We start from the raw sequence: 23,678 nt of genomic DNA on the forward strand, positions 1-23,678 counted from the left end.
AACGGGCCGCCGCGGCAGTCGGCGCACGGGCTCCGTCCGAGAAGCCGGACGCTGTCCCTGGGCAACGCCTCAGACCGGACTTCGGCTGCTCCGCAGGACACGCTGCCCCGCCGAGCCGGTGCTCAACGGGACAGTACGAGGGCGGACGAGGGCCGTGCCGGTCAGGTCAGCTCAGGGAGATGCTCTTGACGGCCGACAGGAGCGGGATGAGGACGTAGTCCCCGTTGCCGGGGCCGCAGGACGGGCTGGAGTCGGCGGTGTCGGAGACCTTCGTGCCGGTCCGGTAGCGGGTGTCGGGGGCCGTCACCACGCTCGTGAGGTGGCTGGCGAGCCTCTCCGAGTAGTACACGCACTGGTGCAGGTTGAGGTAGCGGCCGGCGGTGAGGTCCAGGGCGACGGCGCCCGAGAGCCCCGGGTTGGGCACGTGGCTGCCGTTGCCCGGGCCGCAGGCCGGACTGGTCACGGGCGTGTCGGAGACCGCCGTGCCGGTGGAGTACCGGCCGTCGCCACTCGGCGTCACCAGCGTGGTGAAACGGTCGGTACTCGCGCTGCGGTAGTAGTCGCACTGCTGGAGGTTGAGGTAGCGCCCCGAGGCGAGGGGCAGCGCTTTGACGCCGTGCAGGATCGGGACGGGTACGTGATTGCCGTTGCCCGGGCCGCAGACCGCCGTGGTGTCGGCGGTGGTGGAGCGTTTCGTGCCGGTGGAGTACCGGCCGTCGCCGCTCGGGGTCACGAACGTGCTGAAATGGTCGTCGAGCGAGCTCGCGTAGTACGAGCACTGGTGCAGGTTCAGATAACCGGAAGCTGCCGCTCGTCCGGCATCCCGCTCCGGCGACGACGCGGTGGCCGTCGAGGCCGTGGCCGTGAAGGCGCACAGGCCGGCCGTCGCACTGAGCACCAGCCGCCAGGCGCGGCTGACCGTCCGTCGAGTCATGCGAATCCTGTTCTGTGAGTGCTTCGTTGTCATCGGCGGCGGCCGACGGCACCCTTCTCGAAAGAAAGGTGCCCTGGACAGCAGGCCGAGAGAAAAGAGAGCAGCCCGTCGAGCAACGATCCTCGGCCGGATCTTCCATGCCTACAAGAGCGCACACATCGGGCGCACGGCGCACCAGATCGTCTGCGAAATGCGCTCGCGCCGTCACCGGTCCGTGCGACAGGCACAGGCCCGCCGAGGCTTCGCCGGCGCCGAAGCCTGACCCTGGCCGTGGTGGCGCTATCCCCACGCGAGGAGCGTGACCGGATCGCGTCCGGAGCAGGAGTACCGCCGGGGCCGGCGGGCTGCCGGAAGGACAAGTACATCGCGCTCACCTCCGACGGCCACCGGGCAAGCCCACTGAACGGCTGATGGACCTCCTCCAGGAGTACAAAGCGCCGTCGACGTTCGGTTCACCCCCGCGCCCCCGGGGGTGGTTCGCGCATGCCGGGAACGAGCTCATGTGACGGAGTGCGGATACCAACGACGGTCCTCGCCGCTCACAACTGAGTGGCGAGGACCGTCGTCACGGTGTCAGGGCACGAGGCCCGTCCACCGGAACGGCGGTTAGTTGTCGTCGCGGATGCTCGTCGCGATGCCGTTGCTGATGACGACCTCGGCCGTGAAGCCCTTCTTCGCGGCGGCTTCCAACTGGGCCTCGGTGCATTCGACGCCGCCCTCGCCGCCCGGCCCGGTGTTCACGGCGTCGCAGATGTCGTCGTAGCCGATGATCTTCGTGTCCTCGGCGACGAGGAACTGCTGCTCGGTGCCCTTCATGTCGGAGACGGTGTACTTGCCCGGCGCGAGGTAGGAGACGTTGCCGAACCAGGTCCCGCTGACGCCCTTGCCCTTGTTGATGTCCTCGACGACGGTGTCGCGGGAGTCGGAACCCGAACCGGAACCGGACCCGGAGCCCTGGCCAGAGCCGGAACCGGAACCCGACGTCCCGGACGACGACGACCCGGACCCGGACGACCCCGAGCCCGAGGCCCCCCGCCGCTCGGTCACCAGCGTCGCGACCCCGTCCTTCATCTCCACATCCGCGTCGACGGCCCCCTTCTTCGCAGCCGCCTCCAACTCCTCCAGCGTGCAGGGCGCGTCGACCTTGGACCCGGCCTCGCCGCAGATCGTCCCGGTGCCGTACACCTTCGTGTCGTCGGCGACCGTGAACGCCTGGTCGGCCTTGCCCGGCACGGCGACGGTGTACTTGCCCGGTGCGAGGTAGGTGACCTTGCCGTTGGTGAACGAGCCGCTGACGCCGTTCTTCGCGTCCTTGGCGTTGGACACCGCGGCGGCCGATTCCTTCGCGCCGGAGGAGGAGTCGTCGGTGCCGCTCTGGCACGCCGTCATCAGCATCCCGGCGGTGATCGCGGCGGTCGCGACGACGGCCTGGCGCAGGTGGCGGTTGAGCATGGGGTGGTTCCTTCCGAGGTGGTGGTGCTGAGGGAGCCGGACGCATGGATGCCGGCCCCCGGTCGTGCGTCGAGGGGGCTCAGCCCCGGGCCACGGCTATCGCGCCCGCGAGCCGCTCGCCCGCCTCGAAGATCATGTAGGGGACGCCGCCGTCGGTGCCGAAGGCGGGCGCGGCGGCCCTTCCGTTCTCCGGGGCCGAGCTGCGGGAGTTGTAGAAGACACCGAGGTGGTTGCGCTTGCTGAAGTCGTTGCCGACCTCGGTGATCATGATGTCGCCGCCGCTGGACTTGTCCTTGTTGTAGACGACGTACGTGCTGCCGTCCCGCTGGAGCAGGTGCGGGCCGCCGACGTTGACGGCGCCGACGTCGCTGTGCCGGATCAGCGGCTTCTGGTCGTAGGTCCAGGTGCGGCCGTCGGCGGACCAACCCCAGTGGATGTCACGGTGGTTGGTGGTGTTGTTCAGCATGAAGACCATGACGTAGCGGGCGCCGCGCGCGGGCAGGTCGTGGCGGAAGACCCGGGCGTACGACGTCTCGGTGGTGCCCGAGGGGAGCATGGACGCCGACAGCACGACCTTGTCGTAGGTGAAGTGGATGCCGTCGGTGGAGCGGGCGAGGCGGGTCGTGGTGTTCTCGCCGTGGAAGTAGAGCCAGAACTCCTTGGCGTCCTGGTTCCACAGGACGTGGGGCGAGGAGACGTGGGTGACGGAGTAGTGGGGCGCCCACTTGTTGGAGACGATCGGGTTCGCCGGGTACTCCGTGAACGGCCCCTCCAGGGAGTCGCCGTAGGCCAGGCAGATCCCACCGGGCGCGTCGTGCGGCGCGTAGTAGAGGTAGTAGCGGCCGAGGCGGGAGGACAGCTTGTCGTAGACGCCCCGGACGCAGGGGAAGATGATCTCGCCGGTGGGGTTGTACTTGAGCTGGGACGCCGTCAGCAGGGTGCGGACGTACTTGTAGTCGGGGAATCCGCCGGGCGCGGCGACGGCTGGCTGGGCGCCCAGGGTCGTCCCGACGGTCAGCGCGGCGGTGGTGGCGGCGCCGGCCCGCAGGAAGAGGCGCCGGTCGAGGTGGGGCTCGTTCAAGGTGGGCTCCGAGGCTCAGAAGTGGGTGGCGGCGGTGACGCACAGCCCGCCGAGGGCGACCGCCCAGACGTACGGGAGGGTGCGCGCCATGACCTGCTGCGGGGTGACGCCCGCGTACTGGGCGCTCCACACGGTCTGGGTGCTGGTGGGGTCGGCGACGCCGAGGACCTGGTTGTACGAGGTGGTCAGGCCGAGGACGACGGCCGCGGGGTAGATGCCGGTGGCGATGAGGACACCCGCGATGCCCGCGCCGAGGCCGAAGACGTTGAGGGGGCCGCGGTAGAGGCACAGGGGGACGAGGAGGGTGAAGACGAGGACGAACAGCACGGAGTTCTGCGGGCTGACGGCCTTGACGAGTGGTTCAAGCGCGTCGACGGCGCCGGGGAGCTTCACCGCGGTGAGGAGGATGCCGATGGCGACGAACAGGGCGATCGGCGGGGCGGCCACCTCGAAGCCGCCGTACAGGGTGCGCAGCAGCCGCTTGTTCCACTCGCCGGGCCGGGTCGTGGTGACCAGGGCGTACAGGACGCCCGCCAACAGGGAGGGGATGATGGCGACTTCGAACCCGAGGGCGAGGACGAGGGGGACGGCGGGGGCGAGGAGCGCGTACCAGGGGGCGTCGCCCAGTTCCGTACGGCGTGTCCGGTCCATGGCCGTGAGCGACCAGGCGTGTTCCGTGCCGCGCCGCCGCGTCTCGACGAGGACGTACGCGAGCGCGGCGACCAGGGCGAACGGGAACAGCTTCACCATGAAGTCGCGCACGGTCGAGACCGGCAGCTCCAGCGCGGTGGAGAAGAACTGCCACACCGGCAGCTCGAAGGGGATGCCGACGGCGATGCCCATCAGGACCGTGCCGGCGGCGGTCACCTTGGGCACGCCGACGGCGATCATCGCGGGGATGCCGATGATCCCGGCGAGCATCGCGGCGGGCGCCGAGCCGGTCACCGTCCCGACCAGGGCGGAGACGCCGAGGACGCCGAGGGCGACCACGGTCGGGCGGTCGCCGCCGAACTCGACGATCTTGCGGACGAGGGTGCCCGCGATGCCGGTCTCGTCGAGGAGCTTCCCGAGCCAGGACCCGAGGATGATCGCGATCATGGTGGCGGCCAGCGTCGGGGCGCCCTCCTGGAGGACGGTGTCCAGCACGCTGTTCTTGCCGGTCAGCGGTGCCCCGGCGAGGAAGGCGATCACCACGGCGAGCAGGACCAGCGCGAAGGCGGTGGGGAGTCTGCGAGTGAGCATCAGGCCGACGCCGACGGCCATGGTGAGGAGGATGACGACGCCCATGTCAGGTCTCTCTTCTCGCGGCGGGCACCCCGGGCCGGGCGCTTCTCTGTGCGGGCGCCTCGGGCCGGGCGAGCGCGTCGCGCAGTGCGGCGGTCAGGAGCAGCGGGCTGCGGCCGAGCCCGCAGACGGTGCGCGCGTACGCGTGGGCGGCGACCTCTTCGGCGCCGGCGACATGGCCGGGCACCCGCAGACGTCCGAGGCGCAGCGCGGTATGGCCGAGCGCCCGCTTGAGCGCGGCCTTCGCCGAGCCGTCGTGGTGGAGGTGGGCATGCACGGCCTCGTGGGCGAGCGCCGCCGCGCGCACCGAACCCGGCGGGTACCAGGTCCGCCAGCCGTGGGCGTCGATCACGTCCTCGGCAAGGGCGAGGGTGTCCGTGTACAGCTCGACCGTGGGGGGCCGTGAGGTGTAGCGGGCGAGCAGCAGCCGCTCCCGGCCGTCGTGCCGTTCGATCACGCGGGCGGTGGACGGGACCGGGGTCAGGGCGAGCCGGGCCCCGAACTCGTCGGCCCTGGAGGCCCATTCACGCAGGAGCGCGTGGTCGCGTCCCTCGTGGGTGGGGGTGGCGGCCAGCAGCCGGACGGCCCATCCGAGGTCGTCGACGGTGGCGAGATCCGGGTTCGTCATGACCGCACCTCCAGGACGGCGACCACCGGTTCGTCGCCCGCGCGGGTGCGCAGTTCGCTGCGGGCCAGGGCCAGCAGCGGGCCGGGGTCGAGGACGCCGGACAGGTCGGCGATCCGGGAGCCGACCAGCAGCCGCAGCGCAGGAGCGCGGACCCCGCCGTCGCCGTAGGAGGTGGACTCCCCCACCAGCCGGGCGAGCGTCTCGGGGGCGGCGGACACGGTGGTGGTCTCCACGCGGGCGTCGGGGGCGTGGTGGCGTACGACGCCGTCCATGTCGACGATCCGGACGGGGCGGCGGGCGGGTCGCAGGCGGCGGGGTGTCTCGGTGCCGTAGACGGTGTGGGCGGGGGTGGCCGCGAGGATGTGGACCGCTGCCGGGTCGGTCTTGAGGCTGGCGGCTGCCGCGTGGAGGCGTTCGGTGGCGTCGGCGTGGTGGGCGCGGTTGTGGGTGCGTAGTTCGGTGGCGCCGGTGGCGGTCGCGCGAACGGTGGAGGTCTGGGGGTCGACGGTGACCTCGACCTCGACGCCGTCGGGGGCGGCGCCTTGGGCGACGACCGCGCGCTCGGCCTCGGCGCGGACGGCGAGGATCTGTTCCTGCGTGGCGCCGGGGACGATGCGCTCGACCTGTTCGCGGACGAGGGCGAGGGCGACGCCGATGGGGCTGATGACCTCGTTGTGCCGGGCGATCCGCCCCTCCATGCCGGTGGTGAGGGCGAGGTGCGGGGTCACGGACGCGGCGCCGCCGCCCCCGCCGACGACGACGGCCGTGTCCTTGTCGAGCCGGTAGTCGCGGACCAGGGCGTCCACCACGGCCTTCACCTGGGCCACACCCGCGTCGAGGATCTGCGTGGCCGCCGTCGCGACGTCGGTGCCGAGCAGGGCGGCCAGCGGCGCGATAGCGGCCCGCGCGCTCTCGGGGTCGCTGCGCGCGAAGTCCCCCTCGGGGACCCGGCCGAGGGCGTTGGCGGCGCAGGTCAGGGTGACGGCGAACCGCCGGCCCGCCGCGTCGAGGACGACGTGGTCGTCAGAGTCGCCGTCCACCGGCCGGACCGTGGTCACCACGGCGTCGCGCAGCTCGCCGGGGTCGGCGAAGCAGGCGTACGGCAGCCCCGCGATGTGCGCGCTGCGCGGCCCGACCCCGGTCACGCGGCCCGCGCCGATCCGCACCAGGGACCCGCCGCCGACGCCGACGGTGCGGACGTCGAGGGCGTTGAGGTAGGAGGTGCGGCCGAGGACGGTGGCGTGGCGGACGGCGACCTTGCCGCGCCGGACGACGCTGATGTCGGTCGAGGTGCCGCCGGTCTCCAGGAACACGCCCTCGCCGACCCGCTCCCGCATCAGCGCGCCCGCGACTCCGGCGGCCGGGCCCGACAGGACCGTCAGGAGGGGGCGGCGGCGCATCTCGTCGAGGGACATCACCCCTCCGTCGCAGCGCATCACCATCAGGGGCGCGGTCACACCGGCCTTGGTGACGGCGGCGTCGACGAGGTCGGCGGTGGCCAGCATGCGGGGCAGGATCGCCGCGTTGACGACGGCGGTGCGGGTGCGTTTGCGCAGTCCGTACAGGGAGGTGATCTCGTGGGCGGCGGTCATCGGCAGCCCGTACGGCCGCGCCGCGTCCAGGACGGCCCGCTCGCCCTCGGGCCGGTCGACGCTGAACGGCTGGCTGGCGACGAGGACCTGGGCGCCGGCGTCCTTGAGGTGCTCGACGGCGCGGTGGACGGCTGCCGTGTCGGCGGGGTCGGTGACGTGCGCGTAGTGCAGCGGTAGCCGTCTGCCGGGGGCGAGTTCGAGCTTGGCGAAGGAGGCGAGGCGGCGGGTGAACACCGCCGAGGGGCCGGCGCCGATGCCGATCAGGCCGACGGTCGCCACGTCGCCCTCCAGGAGGGCGTTGGTGGCCTGGGTGGTGCCGTGGGCGAGAAAAGCGATGTCGGCCGCCGCACGACCGGTCTGCTCCAGCAGGCGATCCAGCGCCTCGACGATGCCGTGGGCGACGCCGTCCGGGTGACGGTGGCTGGTGGGGACCTTGGCCTGTCCCAGGAGTTCGAGGGTCGCGGCGTCCACGGCCACGGCGTCGGTGAAGGTTCCGCCCACGTCGACGCCGACGCGAATGCGGGATGTGCTCATGTCAGATTTCATGCCGGGACACCTCCTTGTGCCGTGCGGGTACGGAGAGTTCAGTAGCCGCGTACGTCCGGCCAATGGCGCTGCACCCCGGCGCGGTCGAGCAGGCGCGCGAACTCCTCGAACCGCTTCCCGTCCGCCTGCACCTGCCGCGGTTCGACGCCCTCGGCCAGGCAGTGCGCGGCCAGCGCCCCGGCGACCTCGCCGACGTTCCACTCCACCGGGTGCAGGCGGTAGCAGCCGTTGGTGATGTGGGTGGTGCCGATGTTCTTGCCGGCCGGCAGCAGGTTGCGCACCCGGCGCGGTACGAGCGCGCCGAGCGGGATCTCGAACGGCACCGACCCGATGTCGACGTAGGTGTCACCGCCGGTCGAGGGGTGCAGGTCGATGCGGTAGCCGCCCACTCCTACGGAGTCCTCGTACCGGGTGCCGCCGTACGGGCCGACGATGTCGATCGCCACGTCGTCCTCGGCGACCGTGGTGACGGCCTTGATCCGGCGCGACTCGCGGACGTACGGCGCCTTGGCGAGCCCGTCCGGTGTACCGGTCACGTCCGGGCGGATCCTCAGGCCCGGGAAGCCGGTGCCGCCGTCCTCGCGGGGCGCCTCGGTCTGGAGCCAGTACAGCAGCGACAGCGACAACTGCCGTGCCCCGTGCAGGGCTTCGGCCTCCTGGCCGACGTACGGCTTCAGCCAGTAGTCGTTCAGCGGCCAGTTGACGAGCGTGATGTCGGAGTCGAAGGCGCCCGGCGCGTGCATCCGGCGGGCGAGGATACGGCGGAAGCCCCACAGCTCCTTGTCACCGGCGTCGGCGCTCTGGTCGGCGCGGACGGCGAGCGGGTCGAGGTCGGGGTTCGGTACGAAGGTCCGCGCCACCGGCTCCAGCGTGCGCGGGTCGGGTGCCTCGAAGCCGAGGAGCGGGCCGGGCCAGAACGGGGGGCGGTACTCGCGCCAGAAGGCGTAGTCGTCCGGGCGGTCGATGGTGTGGTTCTCGCCCTCGTGGTGGGAGAGGGCTAAGCAGACCGTGATGCCCTGCTGGTTGTCGGGCTGGGCCTCGTCCGGGGCGTGCGGTTCGTCGAACTCGGCGCGCGCCTCGGCTCCGCTCGCGTGCTCGACGCCCGCGAGGTGCAGGAGTTCACCGGTCTCGGTGGCGTCCAGGACGTACCGCGCGGTGAGGGTGCGCCGGGTCCCGTCGCGTACGTCCCGCAGGGTCACCGACCGGACGACGTCGCGGTCGGACTCGGCGGCCACCGGCCGGTGTTCGGTCAGGACCGTCAGCCGGCCCGCCGCCCGGTGCGGCGCGAGCATGCCCTCCAGGACCGCGAGGGCGACCCTCGGCTCGTGGCAGAGCTTGCTGACGCGGCCCGCGCCCGGGTTGAGGTCGGGCAGCGCCCGCGCCTCGGCGCGCAGCGGGTACCAGTGCCGGTAGTAGCGCCGGATCTCCTCGCGCAGCCGCCGGTACGAGGCGGTCGTACCGAAGCTCTCCACCCACGGGTGCTCGTCCGGCGGTACGGCCTGGCTGGTGAGCTGGCCGCCGATCCAGTCCGTCTCCTCCGTCAGCACGACGCTGCGCCCCGCCCGGCAGGCGGCGAGCGCCGCGGCCACGCCACCGAGGCCGCCGCCCACGACGAGGATGTCCGCTTCGGGTATCACGCTGCTCCTAGCTGGTGCTTCACGGGGGGCGGTCAGGGTGGGAAGGCGAGCGGAACGCCCAGAAGGGCAGGTGCGCTCAGCGGCGGGAGGACGGCGGCGGTCCGGTCGTCGGCCCCGGCCGGAACACGCAGGCGACCAGCGGCTCACGGGCTCGTGTCGCCCCGCTGTCGCCTTCGTTCTCTACGAGTCCCGCCAGCAGCCGTACGGCCGCCGCCCCCAACCGCGCCCGGGGTATGTCGAACCCGGTCGGCATCGGCTCGTCCGCCAGATCGGAGGGCGGGCTCCCGAGCAGCGCGAGCGATACGTCCCCGGGGCAGTCGAGACCCGCTCCGCGTACGGCGGACAGCAGGCCCCGCCAGGCCGCGCTGGTGTCGGTCTCCTCCGCGACGAAGGCCGTCACCCCCTCGTCAGACCAGGCGCGCAGCCGCTCGGGGGTGAGGTCCCGGTGCGGGTCGGCGGTGCGGTAGACAGACGCGGGCAGACCTGCCGCCTGCACGCCCTCCAGGAAACCCTGCTGGCGGTCCGCCGAGGCGAGCGCGTCGTCGTCCTCGCGGACCAGGACGATGCGCTGGTGCCCCAGCCCGGCGAGATGGGCCACGACTTCACGGGTCGCCTCGACGTAGTCCGCGCCCACCGACGCCATGCCCTCCAGCTCCTCGCGGCGGCCCAGGTGCACCACCGGGAAGCCGTCCTCGACCAGCCGCTTCAGCTCCGCGCGGGGTGTGTGCCGGCCCATGAAGAGGCAGCCGTCGGCGAGCCGGACCCGGCCCAGCGCGTCCGCGCCCGCGCTGCTCGACCCCGTGAACAGCACGAGGTCGTAGCCGAGCGCCGCCGCCTCGCGCTCCACGCCGACGAGGAACGGATAGTAGGAGTGCTGCACGTCGGTGGGGAACGTGGCGGTGAAACTGAAGACGCCGAGGAGGTTGTTGCGGGCGGCGGCCAGTCGCCGGGCGGCCGGGTCGGGGACGTATCCCAGGCTGCGGGCCGCTTCCAGGACGCGGTGGCGGGTCTCCTCGGAGATGATGCGGCCCTTGCCGTCGGGGTTCGGGGAGAGCACGAGGGAGACGGTCGCCTGCGAGACGCCCGCGAGGCGGGCGACCTCGGCCTGGCGTGGGCGTCCCGTACGCCCGGTCGGTGCGGGCGTACGGCCAGGGCGTTTCCTGGGTTCCACAGCGGCCTCCCCCGCGTTGTTAATGCGTATTAGGTAATGCGCATTAACGCGGACTGTAGCACTACCGACCGACATCGAGGAGCGTGTCCCGCAGCCCCCTCACCATCGCCTCGTCCACGCCCAGCCCCTCGTACAGATAGGCGTCGAACGACCCGTACAGCCGGTCCGCCTCGGCGAAGGACGCGGCGAGGTAGCGGGGGTCGGCGACGGTCAGCGGGGCCATCAGGGCCGGGTCGTGGACGCCCTGTCGCGCGCACAGCGTCTCCAGGGCGCCGCGGACGGCCGGGCCCAGGCAGGCGTTGGTGCGCAGGTAGTCGGCGAGGACGTCGGCGCGGGGCACGCCGAGGGCGGTGAGCAGGATCGCGGCGAGCCAGCCGGTGCGGTCCTTGCCGGCCGTGCAGTGGAACAGCAGCGGGCGGGCCGCGGGGTCGGCGACGAGGGCCAGGGCGTCGGCGAACGCGGTCCGCAGGGAGGGCAGCGCGACGAAGGCCCGGTACAGGTCGATCATGGCGCGCTCGGCGCCGCCGTCCGCGAGGAGGCGGTTCCAGTGGCCCGGAGGTGTGCCGTCCGGCGGGGCGCAGACCAGGGCGAAGGCGGTGACGTCCGGGTCGTGGACGGGCAGGTTCACCAGCGCGGGGCCCGGCGGCAGCCGGTCCGGGCCGAGCGTCGCGATCTCGTGCGGGCCGCGCAGGTCGATCACGTGGCGCAGGCCCATCGTCCGCAGCGTGGACACGTCGTGCGCGGTCAGGGCGCCCAGGCCGGAGGAGCGCAGCAGCAGGCCCTCACGCGTCAGCCGGCCACCGTCACCGGCCAGGCCACCCAGGCACCTGCTGTTCGGCGCACCGGCCAGTCCACCACTCACCATGCGAAAAACCGCCTATCGCCCTATAAGTGACACACGCGACTCTCAAGGAGTAACCCATGACCAGCACCCTCCGCGACCGCAAACTCTCCAAGCGCTTCGACCAGTTGGACGCCGACGGCAACGGCTTCCTCGAATGGGACGACTTCGAGGCCCACGCCCGCCGCCTGGCCCTCGCCTTCGCCCACCCCGCCGACTCCCCCACCGCACGGCAACTCCTCGCCGCCTACCGCGACTTCTGGGTGAACTTCATCCTCCCGATGGACACCGACGGCGACGGACGGGTCGCCAGGGAGGAGTTCGTCGCCTCGGTGGAGCACGGCATCACCGACCGCGCGTCCTTCGACCGGGTGTACGGCCCGCATGTGGCGATCGTCGCGGCCCTCGCCGACACCGACGGCGACGGGCACCTCGACGTCCACGAGTACCGGCGCCTCATGCGCGTCTACGGCGTCGCCGAGGACGAGGCCACCGAAGCGTTCGCCGCCCTGGACACCGACGGCGACGGATTCCTGACCGTCACCGAGCTCATGGACGCGGCGCGCGCCTTCTACCTGGACTCCGCGCCCGACAGCCGGGGGAACCTGCTGATGGGCCGGGTCTGACAGAGGCGATGGCCCCTTCCCCGATGGCTGAACCGTCGAACGCGCTCCCTTCACCCCTTCGCGCCCCCGGAGCGGATCCGTCCTCCCTTGCCTGGGCGCTCCTTGGTCGCCATGCTCACCGCACCCGCCCAAGGAGCGCCCACGCCTGTCATCACTCCGGGACGCAAACATCCGAGACACCGCCCGATGCGCGTCGCCGCCGTCACCGCGTCCGCCCTGCTGGCGGTCGCTTTCGCCCAGGCGCCCGCGCACGCCTCGTACAACGTCACCGTGTCCTACACCTGCACGGGCGTGGAGGTGCAGAACTTCACGCCCTCCCTGACCAACACCGTGCAGAGCCACACGATCCACATCCAGGGCACGTACACCTGCGGCATACACGTATCCGCCGGCAACGAGAACTACGCCGTCCTGTCCTACGACTACACCAGCACCGACATCACCACGTCCTGCACGACGGTGCTCGCCGCGAGCCTGGGCACCATCCAGCTGAAGTGGCACTACGGCGACGTCAACGTCTCGGCGAAGGGCACCTACCGCTTCGAACGCACGATGACGACGGTCAACGGGCAGTTCGTCTACGCCAACACCGGCACGATCACCAACGGCCAGTTCCAGGACGCGACCGTCGCCGGGACCGTGGCGATCACCACCCCCCAGGTGACCGACTGCGCGGGCGCCGGAGTCAACCAACTCTCCTCGGCCACCGCCCCGTTCACCGCGCTGAAGGTGCTGTGATGCCGATGCCCCGCACTCTCGCCGCCCCGGCCGCCGCGCTCCTCCTCACGGCCGCCGCCGCTCTGGCCACCGCACCCGCCGCCCGCGCGGCGGACCCCGCGCTCCTCGTCTGCACCGGCAGCAACACCACCGACTTCACCCCCGCTCTGACCCTCACCACCCAGTCCGTCACGGTCAAAGACGAGGCCCTGTCGGCCGCCTGCCTCAACTCCGACGGCACCGCGAACGCCACCTACAAGACGGCCTACTGGAACGAGACCGCCAGCCAGAACCTCTCCTGCGTCCTGCCCTCCTCCACCCGCACGGGCACCCGCAACGTCAACTGGAACTTCGGCTCCCCCACCACCAGCGTGTTCACCTACAGCCTCACCACCACCGTCGTGGCGGGCCAAATCGTCCAGACCTGCACCGGCACCATCACCTCCGGCTCCTTCTCCACGAAGAGCGCCAAAATCATCGTCGTCCTCAGCCCGCCCGGCCTCGGCAGCTGCCTCCTCACCCCGCTCACCACCGCGTCGGGTCAGGCCGTACTCGAAATCGGCCTCTGACCGAGGTTGCCGTCACAGCACCGGCCGCCCCGGTGCCGGATGCGGGCGGTCCTGGGTGGCTGTCGCCACCGACTTGCCGCCGTCTATGCGCAGGGTCGTGCCGGTGATCCAGGAGGCGCGGGGGGAGAGGAGGAAGGCTGCCGCGTGGGCGACGTCCTGGGGTTCGCCGAGGCGGCCGAGGGGGTAGCTGGACGCCGCTGTCTCCGGGGGGACCGAGGTGATGGGTTCCATGAAGGAGGTGCGGATGAAGGCGGGGGCGAGGGCGTTGACCCGTACGCGTGGGGCGAGTTGGTCGGCGAGGTCCTCCGTGAGGCGGTGCAGGGCAGCCTTGCTCGCGCTGTACGCCGGCATCCGGAACGTGGCGTGCGCGGCGACCGTGTTGAGCATCAGCACCGAGCCGCCGTTCTCCTTCATCCAGGCGTCCCAGGCGAGTTGGGTGAAGTGGAGGGCGCCCAGCACGTTCGTCTCGAACATCCGGCGTACGCAGTCGAGGTCGAGGTCGACCGCCGGGAGGTCGAGGGCGGGGTTGATGCCGGTGGCGTAGACGAGCAGGTCGAGGCGGCCGAAGGTGTCCATCACCGCTTCGACGGCCGCCTGCCGGTCCTTCTGCTCCCTGCTGTGGGCAGTGATCGCGAGGGTGCGCCGGCCGGTCTCCTCGTGGATCCGGACGGCGGCCTCGCGCAGTGGGTCCTCGGTGCGGGCCGTGAGGGCCACCGAGGCGCCTTGGCGGGCGAGTTCGGCGGCGATGGCGTATCCGATGCCCCGGCTCGCGGAGACGACCAGTGCGGTGCGGTCCTCGAACAGGGCGCCGGTCACCGGTCGCCTCCGGGTGCGCAGGTCGCCATGTCGTCGAGGGCGCGGCGCCAGAGGCGGGGGATGGTCTCGGCGCCGGGCAGGGCGCGGTCGATCTGGAAGGAGGCGGTGGAGGTGTCGCCGTAGAGGAAGAGGCCGGTGGTGAGGGGGAAGCCGTCGGGGCAGCAGATGATCGGGGCGGCGCGGTCGACGGGGTCGCCGAGGTGGGTGAGGCGTTCGCGGATGCGGTACGTCGAGCCGACGAGGGTGAGGGAGCCGGGGGCGGCGGTGCGGGCGATCAACTGGGCGTATTCGGCGGGGTCCTGGCGGATCATCCGGTGCAGGGTGGGCCGGTGGGCCGGGTCCCGCAGCGGGGCGGTGGCGGCGAGGGTGCGGGTCAGGCGGCGGGCGGCGGTCATGGGGCCGCCGGGCAGGTCGAGGCGGGCGAGGAAGAAGCGGTTGCCGGGCAAGGCCGTCTCCTCGCGGGCGCGCAGGTTCACGGGGATCATCACCGGCAGCGGGTTCCGGTCGGCGTCGGGGCGGTGTTCGGCGGCCCAGCGGCCGAACGCGTGGGCGAGGGCCGCGAGATGGACGTCGTTGGTCGTCGCGTCGTACGCCTGGGCCGTCTCCCGCAGGAGCCGGGTGGGGACCTCCTCCCAGAGGATGTGCCGGCGGCCGGAGAGGGGGCGGTCCGGGTCGTTCCACAGGTCGTGCGGGTGGGTGTTGCGCCAGAGGTGTGCCGAGGTCTCCAGGAGCTGTCGCGGTTCGGGGGGCGGGATCGTGGCGACCGTCGGGTCGGCGAGCGGGGCGTCGTCGGAAGCGAGCAGGGTCTGAGCGACGGTCACGAGATTGGCGGCGTCCTGCACGGCGTGGGTGGTGATCAGGGCGAGGCAGTACGCGCGGGGTGCGTGGCCCGAGAGAACGGTCAGGCGCCAGGCGGGGGCGTCGGTGGGGAGGGGGCGGTGCAGGAGGGCGCGGACCGTGTCGTCCAGGTTCCCCGTGACCTGCTGTTCGGTGACGTGTGCGTCGAGGTCGGGGGCGGACGGGGTCCAGCGGGGCGGGCCCTCGTCGGCGTCCAGGACGTGGGTGAGGCAGGGCAGGCGGTGCAGCCGGCGGGCGACGCGCTCGCGCAGGCGGGGCAGGTCGGGGGTGGTGCCGGTGAGGTGGAGGACGATTCCGACGCGGGCGGTGGCCTCCGGGTGGGAGGCGTGGCGGTCCGCGGTGTGGAAGAGGAGGTCCACGGGGCCCGGGGCGGGCGGCGTGAGGACCGAGGAGAGGACGGTCATGTCAGTCGGCTCCAGCGGGGAGGGGGAGTTCGGTGATCCGCTCAGGCGTGTCGGTACGGGAGGCCAGCCGGGCGAGCGCGTCCCGTCGTACCCGGCGCCGGTCGACCTTGCCGGTCGCGGTGGTGGGCAGGGCGGGGACGGCGAGGAAGCGGCGTGGGCGTTTGTGGGCGGGGAGGCGTTCGCGGCAGAAACCAGCCAGGTCAGCCGGGTCCAGGTCGCCCGTCGCCGGCACCACACACGCCACCGGCCGGTCGAGGCCGTCCGGGTCGGGTGCGGCCACCACGCACGCCGCGGCCACGGCGGGGTGACGCAGGAGGAGGTTCTCGACCTCGGCCGGGGAGACCCAGATGCCACCGCTCTTGATCATGTCGCCGGCGCGTCCGTGACAGACGTAGTGACCGTCGGCGTCCCTGGTGAACAGGTCGCCGGTGTTGAGCCACTCCCCCTCGAACACGGTGCGGGTCGCGTCACTGCGGCACCAGTACCCGACGGCAGCGGATGGGGCCCGCACCTTGAGGACGCCGTCATCCTCGATGCGCAGGTCGTAGCCGGGTACGGGCGTGCCGAGGGTGCCGGGGCGGACCTCGCCGGGCCGCTGGGAGAGGAAGATGTGCAGGGCCTCGGTGGACCCCATCGCGTTGACGAGGTCGACGCCGAAACGGGCGCGGAAACGGTGCTGCAACTCGGCCGGGAGAGGTTCGCCCGCGGAGACGGCCACGCGTACGCCGCGAAAGGCGTCGCCGGGGATGCCGTCGGCCCTCAGGAGCGCCGCGTACGAGGTGGGGACGCCGAAGAACACCGTCGGCGCGTCCTCGGCGAGACGCCGGGCCATGGTCTCGGGCGTGGGCGGGGCGGGGTCGAGGACGGCGGCGGCACCGGCGGCGAGCGGGAAGAAGCAGGAGTTGCCGATGCCGTACGCGAAGAAGAGCTTGGCGACCGAGAAGCAGCGGTCGTCCGGGCGCAGCCCCAGCACCTGCTGCCCGTACCGCTCGGCGACGAAACGGATGCTCCCGTGCCGGTGCATCGCCGCCTTCGGTGTGCCGGTCGTGCCTGAGGTGTAGAGCCACAGGGCCGGGGAGTCCTCGGTGGTGCGATCGGCCGCGCGGTCGGCGGGCCCCGCCGCCTCCCCGGCCGCGATCAGGTGCTCCCAGCGGATGCGCGGAAGATCACGCGGAGGCTGCACGGGCGCGTCGTCCAGCACGACGACCCCCACCAGGTCGGGAACGGCCGCGCAGTCCCGTACGGCCGTCTGCACCCGGTCGCAGAACTCCGGCCCGGCGAGCACGTGACGGCAACGGGAGTCCGCGATCAGCGCGGTCAGTTCGGCGGGGGTGCTCATGGTGGACACCGGGACGGGTACGGCGCCCATGCGCATCAGCGCGAGCAGGGCGACGACGGTGTCCGGGGCGTCGGCCGCGTGGATCAGGACGCGTTCCTCGGGCCGGACCCCGAGGGCCCGCCAGCCGGCGCAGGCGACGGCGACGCGGGTGGCGAGTTCGGCGTACGTCAGGGTGGTTCGGGGGCCTATGAGGGCGGGGCGGTCGGCGAGGCCGCGGGATATCTGGCGGTCGACGAGGTAGGTGGCGGCGTTGAAGGGGACGTTCATGGGGCTTCCTTCACGACGGGGGGGTCGGGGTGAGGTGAGGGGAGCGAGGGCGGGCGGGGGGCTGGGTGCGGGGCTCTGGCCGGTCAGGGGTGGCCGTGAGGGCTGAGGCGAGGTGGCGCGTGGGGTTCGCGCATCGCGGCGGAGGGGAGAGGCAGGTCCGGGGGTCCGGGGGTCCGGGGGTCCGGGGGTCCGGGGGCCGGGGTTCAGGAGGTCCGGGGGGGGCGGAGGGTTCGTCAATTGGTCGGCGGCACAACGGAGCCGGGCTGAGGGAGAGGGCCGGCGTCGGGCCGGGCGGAGCCCAGGGGCGTCGGGTGGTTCGAAGGGCAGGCCGGGTTCGACGCCCGCGCCGACCGCCGGAGCCGTCTCCGCGTCCGAGTCCGAGTCCGAGTCCGAGTCCGAGTCCGAGTCCGAGTCCGCCGGGATGATGAACCCCCGCCTCACCCCCGGAGGGTCACGTGTCGCCCTTGCACATCCGCAGGAGTTCCAGGGCCAGGCGGGTGCCGTCCTGGCCGAGGCGGTGGTGGAAGCGTTCGACGATCTCGCGTTCGCGGGCGAGGTCGGTGCGGGACATGGCGCCTTCGAGGCGGGAGCGGCGGATGCCGCGGCTGACTCCGCCGCGGGCGGTGATCAGGCCCATCAGGTCGTCGTCGAGGGCGTCGATCAGGGCGCGTTGGCGCACGATCTGCGCGGCGGCGGAGCGGCGGGGCGGGGTGGGGGCACCGGGTCGGCCGCCGCTGCGGGGGCGGCGCTGCCAGTCGGCGGTGGCCGCCAGCAGCGCGTCCAGGTCGGCAAGGGTGTTGTAGAGGTGGCAGCTGACCCGCACGCCGCCCACCCCGGAGGTGAAGCGGACGCTGACCGCGACGCCCGCCGCGAGCAGCGCGCCCATGAGGGCGACGTCGGCAGTGGGGCGTCCGGTGGTGAAGGTGACGATGCCGGAGCGGTGCCGGGGTTCGCGCGGGCTGACGACGGTGAGGCCGAGGCGGTCGAGGCCGCCGGTCACATGGTCGGTGAGGGCGCGCAGATGGTCTTCGATGTGCTGGGGGCCGAGTTCGAGCAGGAGGGAAAGGGCGGCCGAAAGTCCCACCGCGCCGGGGTAGTTGCCGGTGCCGCCGGTCTCCCAGGCGTAGGCGTCCTCGCTGAACTCGTAGTCCTGCACCGGCGTGAGGTCGGGTCTCAGGAACGCCTCGCCCCAGGTACGGGCGGGCGGCCTCGCCGCGAAGAAGCCGGCGAGTGGGCGGCGCAGGCGGGGACGGGCCTCGGGGTTCAGATAGAGGAAGCCCGTGCCGAACGGTGCGCACAGCCATTTGTGTCCGCCGCAGACCAGGATGTCTACGGGGGTACGGCGGACGTCCAGCGGCAGCGCGCCGAGGTGCTGGGCCGCGTCGACGACCAGCCAGACATCCCGCTTCCGGCACAGCTCGGACAGCGCCGCGAGATCGGCCCGGAAGCCGTTGGTCCACTGGACCGAGCTCAGCGCAAGTACCTTGACTTCCCTGGTGAGTTCGGCTCGTGCGGCGTCCACCCCGATCCGGCCCGCCTCGTCGTGCGGGACGGTCCGCACCGTGATGCCACGGTCCTTGAGCTGCCGCCACATGACGCCCATCTGGATGAACTCCAGGTCGGGGATGAGGACTTCGTCGCCGGCGCCGAGCGGAAGGGACTCCAGCGCGATCTTCAGACCGTGGGTCGCGCTCTCGGTCAGCGCGATGTCACTCGTCTGCGCGCCGATGAGCCGCGCGGCCAAGGGTCTTGTCAGGGCCCGCAGTTCGTTCAGCCGGCCGTGCATGGCGGTGCCCGATTCCGCCGGGCAGTACTGCATTCCCTGCACGAGATCCGTCACGGCCCGAACCGCCCTCAGCGGCGCCACCCCGATGCACGCGCTGTCGAGATACGCCTTGTGCGCCAGCGCCGGGAATTCCCGTCTCACGCACGCCGTGAAGTCGCCGGAAAGGTATTCCTCGGCCATCGGGAACTCCCCCACTGATACGGAATCCAACCTGTCGTCCGGTATTCAGTCCAGCCGACGGGGGTGAACCGCTTCAAGGGCGTGCGAGCGGCGCTCAGTGCATTCCGTAGGCACGCACAGCGCACACGTATTCATACGACCATCCGGTTAACCTCGGCATGACGCGCCTTCAGCTGAAGAACACCCCGATCGTGGCCGCCAGCATCAGTCCCGCGTAGAGCGGCCAGTACAGGACTCGTGCCACGAGGTGGCCCCAGGCGGGGAAGGCCGAGCCGGGTGGGGCGAGGGCGATGAGGAGGGCGTTCGCGGTGGCCAACAGAAGCAGCAGGTAGATGCCGAAGTAGACGTACTCCAGGTACATGACCGCGCCGTCGGCGGAGATGTCCCGTACGGCGTTGCGCTTGACGACCAGGACCAGCAGGATCGTCATCAGGCACGCGATCACCGCGAACAGGTTGGAGCCGAACGCGCCCAGCCGTTCGCGGGTGCACACGAACAGCGAGGCGAAGACGACGAGGGTGATCAGCGCGGCCGGCATCAGGCTGCCGACGACCTCGCCGGTGCGGGTCCGCTCGTACACCATGTTGAAGTACAGGTCGGGATAGTCGACCGGCCGGTCGTAGGCGCCGAGCCCGAAGCTGCTGGTGTAGCCGTGGCGGGCGTAGCTGTAGGCGGTGTAGCGGGCCCGCCACTCCCCCGTCGCCATCTCCGGGTCCGTCGCCAGCATCTGCTGATCGTGCCAGGGCGGATAGGAGGAGAAGTCGGGGACGAGGACGGCGTCTTCGGCGAAGTCCGGCTGCCACATGCGCAGCCACACGTTCTGCCGGTCCAGGGGGTAGGAGCCGTAGTCGAAGCACTGGCGCAGGACGACGTTGTAGACGCCGGTGGGGACGAGGGTGATCCGTCGGCCCGCCATCATGCCGGCGTCGTGGTGGCGGGCCTGCGGGTCGGTGCGCACGATGTGGCCGGGCGACAGGTTGCGGCCGTCGCTGTGGCCGATGACGTTCCAGCACAGCGGGAGGGCCGCCACGCAGGCGAGGGTGCAGGCGGCGCCGGCCGCCCACAGCCGGGCGGGCGGCGCCGTCCAGGGCCGGGCGGGCCAGGGTCTCCGTACTCATCGCGACGACGGTGCCGAAGGCCACGGCGGCGCCGAACCACGGGTCGCCGAGCGCCGCCGGGCCCCGCGAGCGCCACTCGGCGGCGCTGAGGAAGCAGCCTGCCAGCGCCCACAGGGTGCACAGCAGGGTCACGGCGGCGGGCCGGCACACTCTCCCGGCCCCCGTGACCGGCGTCTCGACGTCCGTCAAGTTCTCGCCGCCCGGTGCACCTCCAGCGCGGCCCGCACCCCCGACTCGACCGCGCCCTCGATCCAGGACGGTTTGACGGAGGTGTGGTCGCCCGCGAAGTGCAGCGGGCCTTCGGGGGTGCGGATGGCTGCGAGGAGTTCGGTGTGCTGGCCGGGGAGGAGCACCGACGCCTCGCCGTACGCGTAGGGGTCGCGCAGCCAGCTCTGGGTGCGGCCGGCGCCGGTGTAGAAGACCTCGACGCGCTGGCCGTAGACCTGTTGGAGGCCGCGCAGGGCGTGCGGGTAGCGGGCGTCGTCGGGCAGGGAGTCCCAGCGGGAGGCGTCGTCGGCCCAGCTGTAGGAGGCGAGGAGGACACCGCCCTGGCTGCCGGGCACCGGGTGCGAGGGGTGGATCATGAACCGGTTGGAGTTGTCGGCGACCGAGCCGCCGCCGACGACGTGCGCGGCCTCGGGCTGTTCGCGGGTGTCCCAGCGGGTGGCGGCGTAGTGGGCGCGCTGGGCGTCGCTGATGTGCCCTGAGGGTACGGAGGGATGGGCGCCGAGGAGACTGCCGTCGTCCGGCGCCTTCCCGGCCCGGTACTCCTCGTACAGCCCGGGCCGCACCGCGTCCAGCTCCCGCCTCCAGTCGTCCTCGCTGAACTCCCACCAGCGGCGCCCGAATTCGAGGAGCACCTTGGTGGCGCTGTCGTAGTGCAGTTCGGCGATCGCGCGGCGTTTGCCGTACGACATCAGGGGGCTGATCTGCACCTGCCGCAGCCCGGAGAACGGCACGGTGACGATCGCGAGGTCGCCGGTGAACCGTTCGCGGACGACCGTGCCGTCGCGGCCCTCGGAGACGGTGTCGACGGACACGCCCCGGCCGTACTCGATGCGGGTGGCGCGGCGGTCGGTGCGCAGGACGTCACGGACGTGTTCGAGGAGCGCGTCCGGCAGGCTCGCGGTGCCGCCGACGAGCTCCCAGAACACGGTGTCCGGGCTGATCAGCGACTGGCTGATGAAGCTGTGCACGAAGGACAGCGGCAGCCGTGAGGTGAGGTTCTCCAGGGTGCCGACGAGATCGACCGTGCGCTCGTCGAAGCCGGCCTCCTCGGTCAGGAACCGGTACATCGACCAGTCCCCGAACCGCTGGATCACCCGCGCCCACCCCCGCACCCGTTCCGGCAGCGGCTTGTCGACGCGCTTGCCGTCGGCTCCGACAGTGCTGAACTCGTCGCGTACGGGGTCCAGGGCGCGGCGCAGGATCGTCGCCGACGGTGTGTCCCACAGGTCGCGCGGGACGCCGAAGGAGCGGTTGACGCGGCGCGGGGAGCGGGCGTACGCGGACCGGCGGACGCGGACGCCGTTGACGTACAGCCAGCTGTTGTTGACCGGCTTGCCCTGGCCGTCGACGTCCTGGAGGTGGAACGGCTGTCGTTTCACGCCGAGTTGGTCGATGAGGGACATCACCAGCGGATGGCTGCCGGGGATGCGCATGGCGCCGGCCTCGGCGTACTGGCGGGGGTCGGCGAAGGGCTGCGCCGCCTGTTCGTGGCCGCCGGTGCGGAAGGTCTTGATCCGGCCGCCGACGCGGTTGCCGTTGGCCTCGATCAGCGTCACCTTGTGCCCGGCCCGCTTCAGCAGCCAGGCGGCGACGAGGCCGGCGGGCCCGGCGCCGACGACGAGGACCCGCCTCGCCTTCGCGCCGGCGTGGGGCAGGCCGTCGGTGAGGTACCTCTCGTACGCGGGGGCGAGGGGGCGGTCGTCCTCGTCGACGAGCAACAACGCTCGCGCTACTGCGAGGCAGGTGTCCCAGTCGGCGGTCTGCTTCGAGGGTGCGGCGGTGGCTGGGACGGCCGCCGCCGGGGTGAGGAGTGCGGCGGTCGTGGCGGCTGCGGTGAACCGGCGGCGCGAGAGCGGGAGTCGGTGGTCGCGAAGATCGTCCATGCTCCCTGGATACGGCGTCCGGTCGCGGGACAGCAGGGACCTGAGTGCCGGTCACCGCATCGTGTAGGCGCGCGGGCGCGTAAACGTGCGCGCGGGAGCCTCCCGGCGGGTTCGACGTGCCTACACCGACATCAGCCCGAACTTGCGGTGCGCGGTGGACCGATCGCCCTGGGTGTCGGTGCCCGTCGGCACGATGATGCCCTGGACCTTCGTCGGGCCGACGGGAGCGCCGGCCGCGATCCGGAAGGGGATCTCGACGGTGTGGGGCCTGCCCGTGGGGCCGGGTGGGATCTCCAGCTGGTGGACGGAGGGGATCGTCGGGTCGCTGGTGTTCTCGTAGAGGGCGGTGAGGTCCGGGGGCCGGTCTTCGGTGGGGATGTCGCAGTGGTACGGCGTGCAGAAGGTGAAGCGGGCGGGGTGCCGGGTGCAGGTCCCGGCCAGGTTGACGAAGCTGAACGGGATCTTCACCGCGTCTCCGCCCGCGACGAGGGGGAACGAGCGGTGGCTGAACGCCAGGTTGGCGGTGCCCGGCGGAGGTGTGGTCAGCGCGGAGCGGACCGGGCGGACGGTCGGGGCGTCGCGGCTGGTGTCGATGTCCACGTCGCAGGTGTCGCCGGGGTCGGTGCTGAACACGGCCCGGCCCGAGGGCGGGGCAGCGGTCGTCCACGACAGCCGTGAAGGACACGGCCCGGGTGGTGCCGGCCTTGATGCCGCACGGGAAGCGGACCCGGAAGACCGACGGCGGTGAAGTAGTGCAGCCAGTCCACGCAGGCGCCGGGGACGGCCGGCAGGGCGGGGACGTCGAAGTACGGCGGCAGCACGAACTTCAGCGAGACGGGACCCCACGCGTCGTCGGGGCCGAAGTTCCCGCAGACCACCTCGGCGGTGCCGGTGCCGTCGGCGCCGATGACCACGGGGTCGATCTGGCTGTACAGGTTGACCTGGTTGGTGCGGGCCGGTGAGGCCGTGGCCCGGGTCGGGGCGGCGGGCAGGGCCAGCCGAGGGCGGCGACGACAAAGGTACGGCGGCGGGGTTCAGCGTTCGTCATGCGGCTCCTCCGTCGACCGACAGCAGTCCGAACAGGTGGTGCGCGGCGGACCGGTTGCCCTGGGTGCCCCGGCCGGTGGGGACGACGATCCCCATGGCCCGCAGCGCTCCGCGCGGCGCGTCGGACGCCACTCGAAAGAAAGGACGTCCTGAAGGCCGTGGACCCGGCGGCGAAGACAGTGGGAGCCGCGCTGGAGCTGCCGGGTACGGTCTCCGCGCTGACGGTGAGTCCGGACGGGACGTACGTCTACACCGTCAGCACCGCGGACAACACGATCTCGGTGGTCGACACCGCCTCCCGCGCCGTCACCACCCTGGACTACGTCGCGGGGGTCGACGACCAGGAGGACGGCAGGCTCTGGAAGATCAACGAGACACGTGACGGCCTCACCCCGGTCCGCACCCTCACCGGCTGCGGCAACGTCCCCTTCGAGGACGGCGGCGGTCTCCGGGGCGTACGCGTACGTCAGTTGCCCCAACCACCGGGGAGATCGCCATGGTGAACCTGGACGCGTCCGACAGCCCCGCCAGGTTCCTCGGCACCGGACCGGCCGGCGAGGTGACCGGCCTCGCCGCGTTCACCAGCCGCCCCTGAACAACCTCCCGGTGGAGGCGAAGTCGGCTCGGGCTCGAACCTCGGCGGGCGATGCCCGGACCCGCTCCGCACCCGATCA

The 23,678-nt window shown here is 72.2% G+C and carries 21 protein-coding genes; 4 read left to right on the forward strand and 17 right to left on the reverse strand.

Annotated features, from left to right (window positions below; translation table 11 throughout):
- Positions 1-166: 166 nt before the first annotated feature.
- From ACLZOT_RS08485 to ACLZOT_RS08525, 9 genes are all read right to left on the reverse strand, one after another.
- Positions 167-934, reverse strand: a complete 768-nt coding sequence (locus ACLZOT_RS08485) for a hypothetical protein (protein WP_416968139.1) — start codon at positions 932-934, stop codon at positions 167-169.
- Positions 935-1,540: 606 nt separating this feature from the next.
- Positions 1,541-2,386 carry a hypothetical protein gene (locus tag ACLZOT_RS08490; RefSeq protein WP_416968140.1) on the reverse strand — a complete coding sequence of 282 codons (846 nt, stop codon included), beginning with the start codon at positions 2,384-2,386 and terminating at the stop codon, positions 1,541-1,543.
- A gap of 79 nt (positions 2,387-2,465) precedes the next feature.
- On the reverse strand, positions 2,466-3,467 hold the full coding sequence (locus tag ACLZOT_RS08495) for a hypothetical protein (RefSeq protein ID WP_416968141.1): 1,002 nt from the start codon (positions 3,465-3,467) through the stop codon (positions 2,466-2,468).
- Between the two features lie 15 nt (positions 3,468-3,482).
- Positions 3,483-4,754, reverse strand: coding sequence for a transporter (locus ACLZOT_RS08500; protein WP_416968142.1), 1,272 nt, complete (start codon positions 4,752-4,754; stop codon positions 3,483-3,485).
- Between the two features lies 1 nt (position 4,755).
- Positions 4,756-5,379 carry a hypothetical protein gene (locus tag ACLZOT_RS08505; protein WP_416968143.1) on the reverse strand — a complete coding sequence of 208 codons (624 nt, stop codon included), beginning with the start codon at positions 5,377-5,379 and terminating at the stop codon, positions 4,756-4,758.
- Positions 5,376-7,505 carry a hydantoinase/oxoprolinase family protein gene (locus ACLZOT_RS08510; protein ID WP_416968144.1) on the reverse strand — a complete coding sequence of 710 codons (2,130 nt, stop codon included), beginning with the start codon at positions 7,503-7,505 and terminating at the stop codon, positions 5,376-5,378. Before ACLZOT_RS08510 ends, ACLZOT_RS08505 begins: the two co-directional genes overlap by 4 nt.
- A 50-nt stretch (positions 7,506-7,555) precedes the next feature.
- Complete coding sequence (locus tag ACLZOT_RS08515) at positions 7,556-9,154, reverse strand: FAD-dependent oxidoreductase (protein WP_416968145.1); 1,599 nt, start codon at positions 9,152-9,154, stop codon at positions 7,556-7,558.
- A 76-nt stretch (positions 9,155-9,230) separates the two neighbouring features.
- On the reverse strand, positions 9,231-10,325 hold the full coding sequence (locus tag ACLZOT_RS08520; RefSeq protein WP_416968146.1) for a LacI family DNA-binding transcriptional regulator: 1,095 nt from the start codon (positions 10,323-10,325) through the stop codon (positions 9,231-9,233).
- Between the two features lie 61 nt (positions 10,326-10,386).
- Entirely contained in the window at positions 10,387-11,190 is an 804-nt protein-coding gene (locus ACLZOT_RS08525) for a tyrosine-protein phosphatase (RefSeq protein ID WP_416968147.1), read from the reverse strand.
- 56 nt (positions 11,191-11,246) lie between these two features.
- On the opposite strand from ACLZOT_RS08525, the gene ACLZOT_RS08530 reads away from it, so the two are divergent.
- The 3 genes from ACLZOT_RS08530 to ACLZOT_RS08540 all read left to right on the forward strand — a co-directional run bounded on the left by ACLZOT_RS08530 (position 11,247) and on the right by ACLZOT_RS08540 (position 13,078).
- Entirely contained in the window at positions 11,247-11,792 is a 546-nt protein-coding gene (locus ACLZOT_RS08530; protein ID WP_416968148.1) for an EF-hand domain-containing protein, read from the forward strand.
- Positions 11,793-11,978: 186 nt separating this feature from the next.
- Positions 11,979-12,530 carry a hypothetical protein gene (locus tag ACLZOT_RS08535; protein ID WP_416968149.1) on the forward strand — a complete coding sequence of 184 codons (552 nt, stop codon included), beginning with the start codon at positions 11,979-11,981 and terminating at the stop codon, positions 12,528-12,530.
- 5 nt (positions 12,531-12,535) lie between these two features.
- On the forward strand, positions 12,536-13,078 hold the full coding sequence (locus tag ACLZOT_RS08540; protein WP_416968150.1) for a hypothetical protein: 543 nt from the start codon (positions 12,536-12,538) through the stop codon (positions 13,076-13,078).
- 12 nt (positions 13,079-13,090) lie between these two features.
- Here ACLZOT_RS08540 and ACLZOT_RS08545 read toward each other — a convergent pair whose 3' ends face one another.
- The 8 genes from ACLZOT_RS08545 to ACLZOT_RS08580 form a co-directional block, all read right to left on the reverse strand.
- Entirely contained in the window at positions 13,091-13,894 is an 804-nt protein-coding gene (locus ACLZOT_RS08545) for an SDR family oxidoreductase (RefSeq protein ID WP_416968151.1), read from the reverse strand.
- Complete coding sequence (locus ACLZOT_RS08550; protein ID WP_416968152.1) at positions 13,891-15,156, reverse strand: wax ester/triacylglycerol synthase domain-containing protein; 1,266 nt, start codon at positions 15,154-15,156, stop codon at positions 13,891-13,893. The genes ACLZOT_RS08545 and ACLZOT_RS08550 overlap by 4 nt, the downstream gene beginning before the upstream one ends.
- 1 nt (position 15,157) lies before the next feature.
- Positions 15,158-16,762, reverse strand: coding sequence for a benzoate-CoA ligase family protein (locus ACLZOT_RS08555; protein WP_416968153.1), 1,605 nt, complete (start codon positions 16,760-16,762; stop codon positions 15,158-15,160).
- A gap of 451 nt (positions 16,763-17,213) precedes the next feature.
- Complete coding sequence (locus tag ACLZOT_RS08560; protein ID WP_416968154.1) at positions 17,214-18,728, reverse strand: aminotransferase class V-fold PLP-dependent enzyme; 1,515 nt, start codon at positions 18,726-18,728, stop codon at positions 17,214-17,216.
- A 169-nt stretch (positions 18,729-18,897) separates the two neighbouring features.
- Positions 18,898-19,758: a hypothetical protein gene (locus ACLZOT_RS08565; protein ID WP_416968155.1), complete on the reverse strand. Its 861-nt coding sequence runs from the start codon at positions 19,756-19,758 to the stop codon at positions 18,898-18,900.
- Positions 19,759-20,031: 273 nt separating this feature from the next.
- On the reverse strand, positions 20,032-21,957 hold the full coding sequence (locus ACLZOT_RS08570) for a flavin monoamine oxidase family protein (RefSeq protein WP_416968156.1): 1,926 nt from the start codon (positions 21,955-21,957) through the stop codon (positions 20,032-20,034).
- A gap of 120 nt (positions 21,958-22,077) precedes the next feature.
- Complete coding sequence (locus ACLZOT_RS08575) at positions 22,078-22,590, reverse strand: hypothetical protein (protein WP_416968157.1); 513 nt, start codon at positions 22,588-22,590, stop codon at positions 22,078-22,080.
- A gap of 411 nt (positions 22,591-23,001) precedes the next feature.
- Positions 23,002-23,136, reverse strand: coding sequence for a hypothetical protein (locus tag ACLZOT_RS08580; protein ID WP_416968158.1), 135 nt, complete (start codon positions 23,134-23,136; stop codon positions 23,002-23,004).
- 26 nt (positions 23,137-23,162) lie between these two features.
- Here ACLZOT_RS08580 and ACLZOT_RS08585 point away from each other — a divergent pair, with 26 nt between their 5' ends.
- A complete protein-coding gene (locus ACLZOT_RS08585; RefSeq protein WP_416968159.1) occupies positions 23,163-23,507 on the forward strand; it encodes a hypothetical protein in 345 nt (114 codons plus the stop codon).
- The last annotated feature ends 171 nt before the right edge of the window (positions 23,508-23,678 follow it).

Origin of the sequence: Streptomyces sp. 4F14 (assembly GCF_048159485.1) — a bacterium.
In the GTDB taxonomy this organism is placed as follows: Bacteria; Actinomycetota; Actinomycetes; order Streptomycetales; family Streptomycetaceae; genus Streptomyces.